The 15,051-nt window shown below is 68.1% G+C and carries 16 protein-coding genes; 9 read left to right on the forward strand and 7 right to left on the reverse strand.

Going from position 1 to position 15,051, the window contains the following annotated elements:
• The first annotated feature begins 128 nt into the window (after positions 1–128).
• The 5 genes from lsr2 (at position 129) to G6N58_RS10770 (ending at position 5,003) form a co-directional block, all read left to right on the forward strand.
• The gene (lsr2, locus tag G6N58_RS10750) at positions 129–470 is read left to right on the forward strand and encodes a histone-like nucleoid-structuring protein Lsr2 (protein WP_068914698.1); all 342 of its coding nucleotides are present in this window, start codon (positions 129–131) and stop codon (positions 468–470) included.
• Between the two features lie 209 nt (positions 471–679).
• Positions 680–3,196, forward strand: a complete 2,517-nt coding sequence (gene clpC1, locus G6N58_RS10755; RefSeq protein WP_068914699.1) for an ATP-dependent protease ATP-binding subunit ClpC — start codon at positions 680–682, stop codon at positions 3,194–3,196.
• Between the two features lie 222 nt (positions 3,197–3,418).
• Entirely contained in the window at positions 3,419–3,634 is a 216-nt protein-coding gene (locus tag G6N58_RS10760; protein WP_115278712.1) for a CbtB domain-containing protein, read from the forward strand.
• Between the two features lie 20 nt (positions 3,635–3,654).
• A complete protein-coding gene (locus tag G6N58_RS10765) occupies positions 3,655–4,455 on the forward strand; it encodes a CbtA family protein (protein WP_115278710.1) in 801 nt (266 codons plus the stop codon).
• Entirely contained in the window at positions 4,455–5,003 is a 549-nt protein-coding gene (locus tag G6N58_RS10770; protein ID WP_068914702.1) for a histidine phosphatase family protein, read from the forward strand. Before G6N58_RS10765 ends, G6N58_RS10770 begins: the two co-directional genes overlap by 1 nt.
• Before the next feature lie 4 nt (positions 5,004–5,007).
• Here the strand turns inward: G6N58_RS10770 and G6N58_RS10775 are convergent, their stop codons facing one another.
• The 3 genes from G6N58_RS10775 to mhuD are packed head-to-tail and all read right to left on the reverse strand — an operon-like array spanning position 5,008 to position 8,021.
• Positions 5,008–6,372: a GGDEF domain-containing protein gene (locus G6N58_RS10775; protein ID WP_115278709.1), complete on the reverse strand. Its 1,365-nt coding sequence runs from the start codon at positions 6,370–6,372 to the stop codon at positions 5,008–5,010.
• Between the two features lie 13 nt (positions 6,373–6,385).
• Positions 6,386–7,729, reverse strand: coding sequence for a serine hydrolase (locus G6N58_RS10780; protein WP_232067818.1), 1,344 nt, complete (start codon positions 7,727–7,729; stop codon positions 6,386–6,388).
• Positions 7,710–8,021: a mycobilin-forming heme oxygenase MhuD gene (mhuD, locus tag G6N58_RS10785; RefSeq protein ID WP_068914705.1), complete on the reverse strand. Its 312-nt coding sequence runs from the start codon at positions 8,019–8,021 to the stop codon at positions 7,710–7,712. The genes G6N58_RS10780 and mhuD overlap by 20 nt, the downstream gene beginning before the upstream one ends.
• Before the next feature lie 23 nt (positions 8,022–8,044).
• On the opposite strand from mhuD, the gene G6N58_RS10790 reads away from it, so the two are divergent.
• Positions 8,045–8,815 (forward strand): alpha/beta fold hydrolase, encoded by a 771-nt coding sequence (locus tag G6N58_RS10790; protein ID WP_115278708.1) that lies wholly within the window; start codon positions 8,045–8,047, stop codon positions 8,813–8,815.
• Here the strand turns inward: G6N58_RS10790 and G6N58_RS10795 are convergent.
• Complete coding sequence (locus G6N58_RS10795) at positions 8,789–9,010, reverse strand: hypothetical protein (RefSeq protein WP_068914707.1); 222 nt, start codon at positions 9,008–9,010, stop codon at positions 8,789–8,791. The two genes, G6N58_RS10790 and G6N58_RS10795, sit on opposite strands and share 27 nt — an antisense overlap.
• Positions 9,011–9,081: 71 nt before the next feature.
• On the opposite strand from G6N58_RS10795, the gene G6N58_RS10800 reads away from it, so the two are divergent.
• Complete coding sequence (locus G6N58_RS10800; protein ID WP_115278707.1) at positions 9,082–10,047, forward strand: GlxA family transcriptional regulator; 966 nt, start codon at positions 9,082–9,084, stop codon at positions 10,045–10,047.
• On the opposite strand, the gene G6N58_RS10805 is transcribed toward G6N58_RS10800, so the two are convergent.
• On the reverse strand, positions 10,044–11,000 hold the full coding sequence (locus G6N58_RS10805) for an iron-sulfur binding domain-containing protein (protein ID WP_174904645.1): 957 nt from the start codon (positions 10,998–11,000) through the stop codon (positions 10,044–10,046). The genes G6N58_RS10800 and G6N58_RS10805 overlap by 4 nt on opposite strands.
• Before the next feature lie 37 nt (positions 11,001–11,037).
• Between G6N58_RS10805 and G6N58_RS10810 the strand changes: the two genes are divergently transcribed.
• Both G6N58_RS10810 and G6N58_RS10815 read left to right on the forward strand, forming a co-directional pair.
• A complete protein-coding gene (locus tag G6N58_RS10810) occupies positions 11,038–11,655 on the forward strand; it encodes a carbonic anhydrase (RefSeq protein ID WP_068914709.1) in 618 nt (205 codons plus the stop codon).
• A gap of 82 nt (positions 11,656–11,737) precedes the next feature.
• Positions 11,738–12,523, forward strand: a complete 786-nt coding sequence (locus tag G6N58_RS10815; RefSeq protein ID WP_115278705.1) for a hypothetical protein — start codon at positions 11,738–11,740, stop codon at positions 12,521–12,523.
• Positions 12,524–12,527: 4 nt separating this feature from the next.
• On the opposite strand, the gene disA is transcribed toward G6N58_RS10815, so the two are convergent.
• Together disA and radA are read right to left on the reverse strand one after the other, a co-directional pair.
• Positions 12,528–13,610: a DNA integrity scanning diadenylate cyclase DisA gene (gene disA, locus G6N58_RS10820; RefSeq protein WP_068914711.1), complete on the reverse strand. Its 1,083-nt coding sequence runs from the start codon at positions 13,608–13,610 to the stop codon at positions 12,528–12,530.
• On the reverse strand, positions 13,607–15,046 hold the full coding sequence (gene radA, locus G6N58_RS10825) for a DNA repair protein RadA (RefSeq protein ID WP_232068097.1): 1,440 nt from the start codon (positions 15,044–15,046) through the stop codon (positions 13,607–13,609). Before radA ends, disA begins: the two co-directional genes overlap by 4 nt.
• Positions 15,047–15,051: the final 5 nt, after the last annotated feature.

Consider the following 15,051-nt stretch of genomic DNA (forward strand, 5'->3'; position numbering starts at 1 on the left):
TCTGCAAAGTCGACTGCGGCGGAGTTGGTGAATGGTAGATTGCTGTGGCAGATTGAATACTCACGGGTAGCTCGCCAATCGCGGCGCACCCGGGCGCGGGTCGACTTCTAGAAGGGTTCTGAGAGCGAATGGCGAAAAAAGTAACCGTCACCTTGGTCGATGATTTTGATGGTGAGGGTGCCGCCGACGAAACTGTCGAATTCGCGATCGATGGCGTGACATACGAGATCGACCTCTCGAATAAAAACGCCACAAAGCTGCGTAATGCGCTCAAGCCGTGGGTGGAGGCCAGCCGTCGCGTCGGGGGCCGCCGCCGCGGCCGCGCCACCGCTCCCGGCAAGGGGCGCGGTGCCATCGACCGCGAGCAGAGCGCCGCCATCCGGGAGTGGGCCCGCCGCAACGGACACAACGTGTCGACGCGCGGCCGCATCCCCGCCGACGTCATCGACGCGTTCCACGCGGCCACGTAACGGGGTTTGTGCACCGCTTTCGCTAGCGGCGAAGCGCGCTGTCGCGACCACGGGAAACGAATCCGGGATTCCCTACGTTGCTCTGATGCGTCCACAAGGTAGGCACCCAAGGTCAAGCACCTCAGGCAGCCGCCCACTACAGTGGACAGCAGGTGCTGTGCGCTCGCCGCGTTGGCGCCCGCCTAGTCAAGGAGAGCAGGTAAACACGGATGTTCGAGAGATTCACCGACCGTGCCCGTCGGGTCGTCGTCCTGGCTCAAGAAGAAGCCCGGATGCTGAACCACAACTACATCGGTACCGAGCACATCCTGTTGGGACTTATCCACGAGGGCGAGGGCGTAGCCGCCAAGTCGCTCGAGTCGCTGGGCATCTCCCTGGAGGGAGTGCGCAGTCAGGTCGAAGAGATCATCGGCCAAGGTCAGCAGGCGCCGTCCGGTCACATTCCGTTCACCCCCCGCGCCAAGAAGGTGCTCGAGCTGTCGCTGCGTGAGGCGCTGCAGCTCGGCCACAACTACATCGGCACCGAGCACATCCTGCTCGGGTTGATCCGCGAGGGTGAGGGCGTGGCTGCCCAGGTGCTGGTCAAGCTGGGAGCCGAGCTGACGCGGGTGCGCCAACAGGTCATCCAGCTGCTGTCCGGCTACCAGGGCAAGGAGACCGCCGAGGCCGGCACCGGTGGCCGCGGTGGCGAGGCGGGCAATCCGTCGACGTCACTGGTCCTCGACCAGTTCGGCCGCAACCTCACCGCCGCCGCCATGGAAGGCAAGCTCGATCCGGTCATCGGCCGTGAGAAGGAAATCGAGCGCGTCATGCAGGTGCTGAGCCGGCGCACCAAGAACAACCCGGTGCTGATCGGTGAGCCCGGCGTCGGCAAGACCGCCGTGGTGGAGGGCCTGGCCCAGGCCATCGTGCACGGCGACGTGCCAGAGACGCTGAAGGACAAGCAGCTCTACACCCTGGACCTCGGGTCCCTGGTGGCGGGCAGCCGCTACCGCGGTGATTTCGAGGAGCGCCTCAAGAAGGTGCTCAAGGAGATCAACACCCGCGGCGACATCATCCTGTTCATCGACGAGCTGCACACGCTCGTGGGTGCAGGTGCGGCCGAGGGGGCCATCGACGCCGCCTCGATCCTGAAGCCGAAGCTGGCCCGCGGTGAGCTGCAGACCATCGGCGCCACCACCCTCGACGAGTACCGCAAGTACATCGAGAAGGACGCCGCCCTGGAACGCCGCTTCCAGCCGGTGCAGGTGGGCGAGCCGACGGTCGAGCACACCATCTTGATCCTCAAGGGTCTGCGCGACCGCTACGAGGCACACCACCGGGTCTCGATCACCGACGGTGCCATCGCCGCCGCGGCCACCTTGGCCGACCGCTACATCAACGACCGGTTCCTGCCGGACAAGGCGATCGACCTGATCGACGAGGCCGGTGCCCGGATGCGCATCCGCCGGATGACCGCTCCGCCAGACCTGCGCGAGTTCGACGAGAAGATCGCCGATGCCCGCCGGGAGAAGGAATCGGCCATCGACGCCCAGGACTTCGAGAAGGCCGCGAACCTCCGCGACCGCGAGAAGCAGCTGGTGGCGCAGCGCGCCGAGCGCGAGAAGCAGTGGCGCTCCGGTGATCTCGATGTGGTCGCCGAGGTCGATGACGAGCAGATCGCCGAGGTGCTGGGCAACTGGACCGGCATCCCGGTCTTCAAGCTCACCGAGGAGGAGACCACCCGTCTGCTCCGCATGGAAGACGAGCTGCACAAGCGGATCATCGGTCAGGAAGACGCGGTCAAGGCTGTTTCCAAGGCCATCCGCCGCACCCGCGCCGGCCTGAAAGACCCGAAGCGTCCGTCCGGTTCGTTCATCTTCGCCGGCCCGTCCGGTGTGGGTAAGACCGAGCTGTCCAAGGCGCTGGCCAACTTCCTGTTCGGCGACGACGACGCGCTCATCCAGATCGACATGGGCGAGTTCCACGACCGCTTCACCGCGTCGCGGCTGTTCGGTGCCCCTCCCGGGTACGTCGGCTACGAAGAGGGCGGCCAGCTCACCGAGAAGGTGCGCCGCAAGCCGTTCTCGGTGGTGCTGTTCGACGAGATCGAGAAGGCACACCAGGAGATCTACAACACCCTGTTGCAGGTCCTGGAGGACGGTCGTCTCACCGACGGCCAGGGTCGCACGGTCGACTTCAAGAACACCGTGCTGATCTTCACCTCGAACCTGGGCACCTCCGACATCTCGAAGGCGGTGGGCCTCGGCTTCTCCTCGGGTGGCGGTGAGAACAACTACGAGCGGATGAAGCTCAAGGTCAACGACGAGCTCAAGAAGCACTTCCGGCCGGAGTTCCTCAACCGCATCGACGACATCATCGTCTTCCACCAGCTGACTCAGGACGAGATCATCGCGATGGTGGACCTGATGATCGGCCGGGTCGGCAAGCAGCTCGCGGCCAAGGACATGACCATGGAGCTGACGCCCAGGGCCAAGTCGCTACTGGCCAAGCGTGGTTTCGACCCGGTGCTGGGCGCGCGGCCGCTGCGTCGCACCATCCAGCGCGAGATCGAGGACCAGCTCTCGGAGAAGATCCTCTTCGACGAGGTCGGTCCCGGCCAGAACGTCACCGTCGACGTCGAGAACTGGGACGGCGAGGGGGCCGGGGAAGACGCTCGGTTCACCTTCCACGGTGCGCCGAAGACGGCTGCCGAGCCTGATCTGGCGGCGACCGCCGCCGAGTAGTTCAACGGTTCGTGAGACGGCCGGTCACCTTCGGGTGGCCGGCCGTTTCGCATCTGTACGGGGCAGTGGCTCACGAAAGAGCCACCGGGTGCTTAGGATGTGCGATGTAATCGACGGACGAGGAATCTGGTGAGAATCCAGAACGGTCGCGCCACTGTTGACAGTCAGACCCGACTCCGTCACCACACCTGGGACGCGAAATCCCTGAAAGGAACCGTGAGAATGACTTCACCAGAGGCTCACCGGGGCAAAGCTCCGGCCATCGATTTCTCGGCCACCAAGGCGGCGCTGTGGCTGTCGCTGACGGCGTTCTTCGCTCTGCTGGTGCTCTATTTCATCGGCATGGACCAGGGGGCGACGTCGGTATTCGGCGCCAACACCGCCATCCACGAGTTCGTGCACGACGCGCGCCACCTCCTCGGCTTCCCCTGCCACTGAGTGCCGGGGGACAAGTGAATATGGAAAAGCAGATCATCGGGCGCGGCGTGCTGGCAGGGTTCGTGGCCGGCATCCTGGCCTTCGTGTTCGCGCGGATCTTCGTGGAACCGCAGATCGAGCAGGCCATCGCATACGAGGACGGCATCGGCGCCGCCCACGAGGCCATGGAGAACGCGGCCGGGGTGGCCGCTCACAGTCACGGTGCCGACGGCGGCGGGTTCACCCGGTCCGTCCAGATGAACATCGGGATGGGCCTGGGTGTGCTGCTGTTCAGCCTGGCCATCGCCGCGCTGTTCGCGGTGGTGTTCGCGGTGGCCTATGGCCGCGTCGGCGACGTCTCGGCCCGGCTGCTGTCGCTGTACATTGCGGGCGGCATGCTGCTCAGCCTGTACATCGTCCCAGCGCTGAAGTATCCGGCGAGCCCGCCGGCGCTGAGCCTGGACGAGACCATCCAGCAGCGCACCCTGCTGTATCTGGCGATGGTGGTGCTCTCCGGGGCCCTGCTGGTCGGTGCGGTGCTGCTGGGTCGCAGCTGGGTGCCGAAGTTCGGGATCTGGAACGCAACGCTGGCAGCCGGGGCCGCTTACCTCGCGGCGGTGGCCGTGGTGATGCTCATCCTGCCGACCATCGACGAGACGCCGGGTCCGCTGGTCGACGACGCGGGTGTCATCGTCTACGAGGGCTTTCCGGCCGACGTGCTCTACGAGTTCCGGCTGTACTCCCTGGGGACCCAGGTGGTGATCTACGCCGCCATCGGACTGGTGTTCGCCGCGCTGGTGTCCAGGCTGCTGGACGGTAAGCGGCAGGACGCGCTGCGGTAGTGAGTGAGGTCGTCCGGCTGACGCTCGTGTCCCACGGCATGACGGAGGCGATGTCAGCCGGGCGATTCCCCACCGACGAGCCACTCAACGCGCTCGGCATCCGGCAGGTCGAGTCCGGGATCGACCTCGACGCGGCGGACAGCGCGGCGTGCGGGCCCGAGAAGAGGGCCCGCCAGACCGCCGAGCTGTTGGGTCTGCAGCCGCGCACCGAACCCGACCTGGCCGATCTCGATCACGGGCGCTGGCGCGGTGATCATCTGGGCCGGGTGGACCCGGCGGAGTTGGCGCTGTGGCTCACCGACGCCGGTGCGGCCCCGCACGGGGGCGAATCGGTGGTGGATCTGATGGTCCGGGTGCGACGCTGGCTGGACGCAGTGAGCGTGCAGCGGGGCCGGATCGTCGCGGTGACCCATCCGGCGGTCATCCGGGCCGCTGTCCTTGTCACGCTGGACGCGCCACCGAAATCGTTCTGGCGCATCGACATTGGCCCCGCATCCGTCAGCGTGCTGCACTTCCGCGGCCATGCGTGGACGTTGCGGGTGACGTGAACCCCTACCGGATGGCCACCCGGTTGCGTCCGTCGCGTTTGGCCCGTGCCAGCGCGGTGTCGGCCCGCCTGACCAATTCGTCGGGGTCGGGGTGCCCGTCGTGGGCGGCCACGCCGATCGAGACCGTGACGATCATCCGGGTCTGGTTGGACATGATCGGTGTCTCGGCGACAGCGGTGCGGATGGCTTCGGCGGTGGAGATGCTGTCGCGCAGATCGGTCTCGACCAGCAGGACGAAGAACTCCTCGCCGCCGTAGCGGAACACGAAGTCGGTGGAGCGGACGTTGTCGGCCAGGATCGTGGCCAGTGTCCGCAGGGCTGCATCGCCGGCGTGGTGGCCGTGCGCGTCGTTGATGTCCTTGAAGTTGTCCACATCGATCATCAAGCCGCACAGACTCATTCCGGTTCTGGCCGCAAAACCGATCTCGCGCAACAGGATCGACGGCAGGAACCGCCGGTTCAGCGTGCGGGTCAGCGCGTCGCGGCCCACCTCGAGCTCGGACAGCCCGGCGAACATGTCACCGAGCAGCGCCAAGATCGCCTCCACCTGCGCACCCAGGGCCGCCAGCGCGTCGCCGCGGTCGCCGCGGTCGGCCGCGTGCACCGCCGGCAGCAGCACGCTGTCGACGTGGGTGATGGCCTCGCTGATCTCCCGCAGTTGGGGCGCGGTCCCGAACATCAGCTCGGCGCGGTGACGGATCCAGCGCCCGAAGGTGGCCAGCGACAGGGGCCCGGGCCCGGTGTCGACCGCACCGTTGACCGCGGCGAACAGGGTGGACTGGGACCACTCCAGCAGACTGGACCGCTGCCGCTCCCGCTCCAGGTTCATGTCCTGGTCCAAGGCGAAGAGGCGGTAGGACTCCTCGAGTCGGGTGCGGTCGACGATGCGCCGGATGCCGGAGCGGGTCATCGCGGTGATGGCACCGTCGATCCACTCGTCCAGGAACCGCATGACGTCGTAGCGGTCGGCCCATGGTTGGTCCGTCCGGGCGCGCACCAGCTCGGAGATCTGGATGCGCAGGCGGGCGGCCGCCAGGTTCACCAGGTGGATCGGGATGCGCAGCCGGGCGTGGATGTGGCCGATCTGATGCTGGCGTGCCTCGAACGTGGCCACGTCGGCGAAAGCCTCGGCGGAGAACACCTGGTGCAGCCAGCGCACCAGTTCGGCCTTCAGCCGGGTCTGCACGTCGTCGTTGTTCAGATAGCGGTGCGATTCATCGCGCTGCATGAGCGTCGAGTAGAAGTCGGTGGCCAGGGTGTCGGCACTGTCCAGGATGGCGGGCAGGTAGGCGGCGGCCAGCGCTACCCGATCGGGCGGTGGCTGCGTGACCACCGGCTCGTCGTCGGTGACCGTCTCCCGATTGTCCACGCTCGAATTTTATTCAGGGCTCGATCATCGCGAACATCGGCTTGATCACCGACATCAACCAGCCCGCGGTCCCCGGTCCGTGGAAGCGGGGGAAGTTGGTCTGCAGACTCACCACCCAGCCCTGGCCGGTGCGGTCCTCGGCATACCAGCTGAAGGTCAGATCACCGGGCAGGTTGCCGGCTTTTGCGCCGATGTAGGGCCACTGCTGCGGGTCCAGGTCGATCCCTGGGATGGCGGACATGATGTCGCGCACCGGTGCGGCAGCGGGGTCCAGCGCGATCTGCTGCAGGGCGGCATGGACTCGGCAGATGTCCTCGGCGTTGCCGTACCACTCGGCGCCGAACGCCGACGCCGGCGAGGTGTTGCGGGTCGGATCCGGCTGATAGGGGCGCGAATTCGTCGCCTCCAACAGCTCGGCGCGACGCGCCGGGGTGGCATTGCGCCACTCTTCGCGCACGTCCGGCTTGCCCCATCCGATCGAGAACAGTTCGTGCATGGTGGGGAAGGGGGTCATGCTCGCCGGATCGTGGTGCCCGGTGCTGGCCAGCGCGCGCTCGACCGCCTGGTGGCCCACCCGGTCGATCAGCAGATCGGTGGCCATGTTGTCGCTGTTGGCGATCATCTTCTCGGCCAGCAGTCGCACCGGGACCCGCGATCCCGGCGCCAACTTGTCGAAGCCCGACGATCCCACGGCCTTGGCCTCGCTGGTGATGGTCAGTTCCTCGTCCCACGACAGGGTGCCCGCGCGTGCCGCATCCGCCACGGCGTACAGCACGTAGGTCTTGAAAATCGATGCCAGCGGCAGGGTTTCGGCGGTGTTGCTGCCCGCGACCTGCACGCAGCGACCGTTGTTGACCTTCGAGACCCGGTAGGAGTACTTGCCGCCGATCTTGGACAGGGCGGCGTCCACGTCGTCCCAGGAATCGATCTGCGGCGGTTGGTTGGTGACCCGGAACCGGTCCAGCAAGGTGGAGTCCTGGTCGACCCGGATCTCGATGTCCTGGCGGCCGCCGTAGGACGTGACCAGTCGCAGCTTGGCCGTGCCGGCACCGTAGTCGACACCGGCCAGGGTGTAGGGCCGGTCGTACCACATGGAATCCATAGTCAGCCAGACGTACTCGACCAGATCCGGGTCGGCCAGTGTCCTCGTTCCGTCGGGTCCGATGGGCCAGCCCGAGTTGAGCATGTCCATGATCTGCTGGGCACGGACACCCTGCGGGGTGCCGGTGCTGATGCGCACACCGGCGTCCCCGGCGTTGGCCGACGGCGTCGAGCTGGGAGTGCAGCCGCTGACCACCGAGGCGGTCAGGACGGCGGCGCCCAGCAGCGCCAGCGAACTACGGTTTGGTGGCGGCAACGTCGAGAACAACCTCGAATTCCAGCAGCGAGGCGCCGGTGGCCACCGGCTTGGTCTGCTGGCCCTTGTGGGCGTCGACCGCGGGGCCGGTGGCCCACGCCTGGAACGCCTCTTCGGACTCCCACTGCGTAACCACGAAGTAGCGGTCCTCGCCCTTGACCGGGCGCAGGAGCTGGAACCCCAGGAAACCGGGCTGGTTGTCGACGGCATGCGCGCGGTGGGCGAAGCGCTTCTCCAGCTCCGGCCCGGCGTCGGCGGGTACCTCGATTGCGTTGATCTTCACCACGGACATGGCGCTAGGCTACCGCCTGGGCTATGACGACTGAACCGTTGACATACCGGGGTGGGCGCGGCGATCCGCTGGTGCTGGTGCACGGGTTGATGGGGCGTGGTGCCACCTGGTCGCGGCAGTGGCCCTGGCTGTCGCGCCACGGCGCGGTGTACACCTACGACGCCCCGTGGCACCGGGGGCGCGACGTCGCCGACCGGTATCCGGTCAGCACCGAGATGTTTGTCGACGACCTCGGCGAGGCCGTGGCGGCGCTGGGCGCACCGGCCCGGTTGATCGGTCATTCGATGGGGGCGCTGCACAGCTGGTGCCTGGCCGCCCAGCGGCCCGAGTTGGTGTCGGCGCTGGTGGTCGAGGACATGGCGCCGGACTTCCGCGGCCGGACCACCGGACCGTGGGAGCCCTGGTTGCTCTCCCTGCCCGTCGAATTCGCCGACGCACAGGCGGTTTCGGCAGTCTTCGGCGATGTGGCGGGTCGCTACTTCCTGGAGGCCTTCGACCGGACCTCCACCGGGTGGCGGTTGCACGGTCACGTCGAACGCTGGGTGGAGATCGCCGCCGAATGGGGGCGCCGGGACTACTGGGAGCAGTGGGCTGGGGTGCAGGCTCCGGTCCTGCTGATCGAAGCGGGAGACTCGGTGGCCCCGCCCGGGCAGATGCGTCGTATGCAGCAGACCGGGCACCGGACCGAGTACCTGTTGATACCGCAGGCGGGACATCTCGTTCACGACGATGCGCCGCAGGCCTACCGCCGGGCCGTCGAGGATTTCCTATCGGCGCTCACCCAGGGCGCCTGAGACGGGCCAGCAGGGGTGCCGCTCGAACTCCGACCGCACCGGATCGTCGTCGAACAACCGCCCCACCATGGGCGCGCTGAACCGGAACTGGTCCAGATGCCAGCGCAGGTGGCCGTCGCGGTGGGCCCAGGCGGCCAGCGCGGCTGTCACGGCGAACGGCGCCAGCAGCAGGATCACGAGGAGTAGATAGCTCATGGCAGTAAGTGTGCGGACGTCAATATCCGGTAAACAGTGGCAGCACTGCCGACGGGAGATAAGATGCTGCCATGATCAGAAGTGTCTCGGCGCTGGTGATGGACGGCGTGGCCCCTTTCGAGTTCGGCGTCGTCGCCGAGGTGTTCGGAATCGACCGTTCCGCGCAGGGCGTGCCGAATTTCGACTTCAAGATCTGCGGTCCGGAGGTGGGCAGGCCACTGCGTATGTCGGTGGGGGCCACGATGACCCCCGAATACGATTTCGACGCGCTGCAGGGGGCCGACCTGGTGGCCATCCCGGCCATCGCCGCCGCGGAGTATCCGCAGGAGGCTCTCGATGCGGTGCGGGCTGCCGCCGACAGCGGATCGATCATCCTGACGGTGTGCTCGGGCGCGTTCGTGGCCGGGGCGGCCGGTCTGCTGGACGGCCGGCCCTGCACCACGCACTGGATGCACGCCGATGAGTTGGCGCGGCGCTATCCCACCGCGCGGGTGGACCGCAACGTGCTCTTCGTCGACGACGGCAACCTGATCACCAGCGCGGGCACCGCAGCCGGTATCGACGCCTGCCTGCATCTGGTGCGCCGCGAGATCGGCAGCGCGGCCACCAACACCATCGCCCGGCGTATGGTGGTGCCGCCCCAGCGCGACGGCGGACAGCGCCAGTACATCGATCAGCCCATCCCGGTCAGTCATTCCGAAGGCTTTGCGCCGCAGCTGGATTGGATCATGGCCAATCTGCAGAAGCCGCATACGGTGGCGTCACTGGCCAACCGGGCGCACATGTCGGCCCGCACCTTCGCGCGCCGGTTCGTCGAGGAGACCGGGCGCACCCCGATGCAGTGGGTGACCGATCAGCGGGTCCTCTACGCCCGTCGCCTGCTCGAGGAGACCAACCTGGACATCGACCGGATCGCCGACCGGGCCGGTTTCGGCACCGCCACCCTGCTGCGACACCACTTCCGCCGGGTCATCGGCATCACGCCGTCGGACTACCGTCGCCGCTTCGCCTGCGAGGACTGCCAGGCCACCGCCTAGCCTTCGCTGTTGTCTGCTCGGCTTCTCAGCGGCTGCATCCGCCCCCTCGCTCCGCTGGAGGGTGCTCCCGCACCCGCATCGGCGCCTTCGCCGGCCAGCGCGAACCGGCCGTCCTCGGTCTGCTCCACCAGCCCGTCCACCAGCAGTGAATCCAGTGCCCGGTCGCGCTGCGCGGTGTCGGTCAGCCACGCCACGTCCAGTTGCGCCCGCGTCACCGGGGCGTCGCTGGCGCGCAGCACGTCCATCAGCCGCCCCCGCACCTGCCGGTCGGTTCCGGCGTACTTCTGCACCTTCTTGACCGGGGCGGTCGACGGTGGGAAACCCGCTGTGCGCCAAGCACAGTGCGACAGCGGACAGACACCGCACTTCGGGTTGCGCGCGGTACACACCAGCGCGCCCAACTCCATCAGCCCGGCCGAGAACCGCGGCGCGGTGTCGTCGTCGGGCAGCAGTGCCGCCACGTCGGCCTCATCGCGTTTCGCCGACGGGTTGCCGGCGTCGGCCAACCCGTGCACGGCCCGCGCCACCACCCGGCGGACATTGGTGTCGACCACCGGCACCGACTGCTGATAGGCGAAGCAGGCGATGGCCCGCGCGGTGTAGCTGCCTACCCCGGGCAGGGTGAGCAACACCTCGACGTCCTCGGGCACCACGTCGCCGTGCTCGGCGGCGATCACCGTCGCACATTCGTGCAGCCGTTTGGCCCGGCGGGGATAGCCGAGCTTGCCCCACGCCCGCAGCACGTCGGCGGCGCCGGCAGCGGCGGTCGCCGACGGAGTGGGCCAGCGGGCGATCCAGTCCCGCCAGATCGGCTCGACCCGGGCCACCGGCGTCTGCTGCAACATGAACTCGCTGACCAGGATCTGCCAGGCGCTGACCTCGGGTCGCCGCCACGGCAGATCACGGCGCACGCGGTCGAACCAGCCCACCACTTCCCGGGGATCGATACTCACCGCAGCGCGCTCGCATGTCCCGTGCACAATGTGTCCCATGCCGAACACCAGTCCAGTGAACGCTTGGAAGGCACTCAAGGAGGGTAACGAGCGGTTCGTCGCCGGCGAACCGCAGCACCCCAGCCAGAGCATCGAGCACCGAGCCAGCCTCACTCTGGAGCAGCGGCCCACGGCCGTGGTGTTCGGGTGCGCCGACAGCCGCGTGGCTGCCGAGATCATCTTCGATCAGGGGCTCGGCGACATGTTCGTCGTCCGCACCGCCGGACACGTCATCGACTCCGCGGTGCTCGGCTCCATCGAGTACGCGGTGGGGGTGCTCAACGTGCCCTTGATCGTGGTCCTCGGACACGACAGCTGCGGCGCCGTCAAAGCCACCATCACCGCGCTCGACGAGGGCTCGGTGCCCGGCGGTTACATCCGCGACGTGGTCGAGCGCGTCACGCCCTCGATCCTGCTCGGACGCAGGGACGGACTGAGCCGGGTGGACGAGTTCGAGGCGCGCCACGTCGTGGAGACCGGGGCGCAGCTGATGGGACGCTCCACCCTGATCTCGGAGCGGATCAAGGACGGCACGCTGGCCATCGTCGGCCTGACCTATCACCTCGCCGACGGGAAGGTGGCCTTGCGCACCCATCTCGGCGAGATCGGCGAATAGCACACCGACACCCGAATTCCCGGGAGACGACACGCCGACCGAGGTCGGACACCTCGCGGTGACCTGGCCTTACCGTGATTGAGTGCTGGAAACCGAACCTCCCCGCCAACTCCCGCCGGAGATCTATCGCCGACGCCGGGCGTTGGCTCTGGGTATCGCGGTTTTTGTCATCGTCGTCGTGGTGGCGATCGTCCTTGTCGTGGTGACCAGCGGCGGGTCCTCCGAGCCGCAGAACACCGCCGACGACCAGCCCAACACCGCTCAGGGACCGCTGGCGCCCACGCCCACTCCCGAGGTGAAGTCGCCGGTCGTGCCACCGGCGGTGGACGCCCCGGCGGCCACGCCGACGCCCACCGTGGCGGTCGTGCCGCCGCCGGTGCTGCAGGAGGGCGAGGACTGCCCGGATTCCACGCTGGCCGTCAAGGGCATCACCAGCCAGCCCCAGTACGCGATGGGCGACCAGCCGAAGTTCACCATGGTCGTCACCAACATCGGTCTGGTGGCCTGTCAGCGCGACGTCGGCGCTGCCGTGCTGGCTGCCTACGTCTACTCACTGGACAACCAGCGGCTGTGGTCCAACCTGGACTGCGCGCCGTCCAACGAAACCCTGGTCAAGACGTTCGCCCCGGGCGAGCAAGTCACCACCGAGGTGACCTGGACCGGGATGGGTTCCGAGCCGCAGTGCCCGCTGCCCCGTCAGCCGATCGGTCCCGGTACCTACAACCTGGTGGTTCAGTTGGGCAACCTGCGGTCGGCCACCGTGCCGTTCATCATGGCCGATCCCAACGCGCCGCCGGCGGGCGTGCCGGCACCGGTGGGTCCGCTGCCGGGGCCTGCGCAGGCTCCGGCGCCCGCCCCGGTCGGCTGATCGGCTAAGCCAGCCGGTCGGCGATCGTCGACTCGGCGAGCTGGGAGAGCCCCTCCCGAACGTGGCGGGCCCACATGGCGCCGATGCCCTCCACCTGCTGCAGGTCGGTGGCGCTGGCGGCCAGCAGCCCCTGCAGCGATCCGAACGACCGGACCAGCAGGTCCACGTGGGCGAACTGCAGTCGCGGGATGCCGGCCATGGCGCGGTACCCCCGGGCGGCAAGCGAGATGTCTTGCGCCTCCGCGGTGGACGGATAGCCGAACACCCGCGCCAGCGCCGTGAAATCCAGCAGCTCGGTGTCCGACAGGGTGTCCAGCTCGTCGAGGGTGCTGGCCACCTGCGCCTTGGTCGGCGGTTCGGGGTTGGCATGGTAGTCGCGCATGATCAGCTCGCGGGCGGTGTCATTGCCACCCAGCAATTCCTCGAGCTGCAGCCGCAGCTGCCGGCCGTCGGTACCGAGTTCCACGGCGTCGTTGTCGATCTCCTGGCTGATCCGCCGCACCATCTCGAGTCGCTGCACCACCGTCATCACGTCCCGCAGTGTCACGAAGTCCTCGATCTCCGCGGTGGACAGCTGCCGGCTCACCTCGTCGAGCCGGGTCTTGTAGCGCTCCAGGGTGGCGATGGCCTGATTGGCCCGCGACAGGATGGTCGCCGAGTCCGCCACCACGTGCCGCTCGCCGGCGACGTACACCGTGACGATGCTCATCGAGTGGCTGACCGAGATCACCGGATACCCGGTCTGGATGGCCGAACGTTCCGCCGAGCGGTGCCGGGTGCCCGATTCGTCGGTGGGGATCGACGGGTCCGGCACCAGCTGCACGTTGGCCCGCATGATCCGGCTGCCGTCGGAGGACAGCACCACCGCGCCGTCCATCTTCGACAGTTCGCGCAGCCGGGTGGGCGCGTAGCGGACGTCGATGGCGAAGCCACCGTCGCAGATGGCCTCCACGCTGTCGTCGTACCCGAGCACGATCAGCGCCCCGGTGCGGCCGCGCAGGATGCGTTCCAAACCGTCGCGCAGCGCGGTGCCGGGCGCCAGGCGCCCGACTGTCTCACGCAGTGTCGGCTTGTTGGTCGGCGTCACAGGAAGTCATTGTCGCCTGTGCCGTCGACTCGTGTGCCACCGTCCACCACTTTGAGGTCCGGCCGCGCACCCATGCGTACCTCCAGGGGTTTGCTGGACGGCTGGACGGCGATGTTGAACATGGCCCGCAGGGCGGCGCTGACGGTGGACGCCTCGAGGATGTGCATGTTCTTGATGCCCTTGTTCTTCGGTGGCATGGCACCCGGCGGGACGATCGCCCGGGTGAAGCCCAGCCGTGACGCCTCGGCCAGGCGGCGGTCCATCCCGGTGACCCGGCGCAGATCCCCGGCCAAACCCACCTCCCCGAAGACGATGGTGGACGCCGGCAGGCAGGTCTGGGCGTAGGACGTGGCCATGGCCATGGCCACCGCGAGATCGGCCGAGGGGTCGGTCAGGCGCATACCGCCGACGGTGGACAGGTAGATGTCGCGCCTGCCGATGCTCAACCCGGCCCGGGCCTCCAGGACCGCGGCGATCATGGCGGCCCGCGACTGGTCGATCCCGCTGACCGCCCGCCGGGGCGAGGCCGCCTCCTGCCCGATGAGCGCCTGGATCTCACCGATCAACGGCCGCTTGCCGTCGAGGGCGACGGTGACAGCCGTGCCGGGAACCGGCTCGGGACGCTGGTCCAGGAACAAGCCCGATGGGTCGGCAACACACTCGATTCCGTTGTCGTGCAACACAAAACAACCCACCTCGTCAGCGGCGCCGAAGCGGTTCTTGACTCCGCGCACCAGCCGCAGGGTGGTGTTGCGATCACCCTCGAAATGCAGCACCACGTCCACCAGGTGCTCCAGCGAGCGTGGGCCGGCGATCGCACCCTCCTTGGTGACGTGGCCGACCAGGATGATCGCCACCCCGGGACCCGCTGCGGACTTGGCGTAACCGGTCAGGGCGGTGGTGATGGCGCGCACCTGGGTGACCCCGCCGGTGACCCCGTCGGTGTCGGTGGTGGACAGCGTCTGTACCGAGTCGACGATCACCAGGGACGGTTTGACGGCCTCGATGTGCGCCAGCACGGTGTGCAGGTCCGACTCGGCGGCCAGGAACACCTCGTCATGGCTGCAGCCCGTGCGCTCGGCACGCATCCGGATCTGACCGGCCGACTCCTCGCCGGAGATGTACAACGCACGCCGGCCCGAGCGAGCCCAGCGGCTCACCACCTCGAGCAACAGGGTGGACTTGCCCACCCCGGGCTCACCGGCCAGCAGGGTCACCGAGCCGGGGACGATTCCACCGCCGAGGACACGATCGAGTTCGCTGACCCCGGTGACGACGTGCCGGGTGCGGGCCGGATCGACGGCGCTGATGGGCACGGCGGCCGACGCGGGGGCGATGGCGCGGTGGGTACCGCCGCCGAGGGCCGTGAGGACCGGAGCCTCGTTGACGGTGCCCCAGGTGCCGCACTCGGGGCACCGGCCCACCCACTTGGCCATGACGT

It is taken from the genome of Mycolicibacterium tokaiense, from assembly GCF_010725885.1.
Taxonomy (GTDB): domain Bacteria; phylum Actinomycetota; class Actinomycetes; order Mycobacteriales; family Mycobacteriaceae; genus Mycobacterium; species Mycobacterium tokaiense.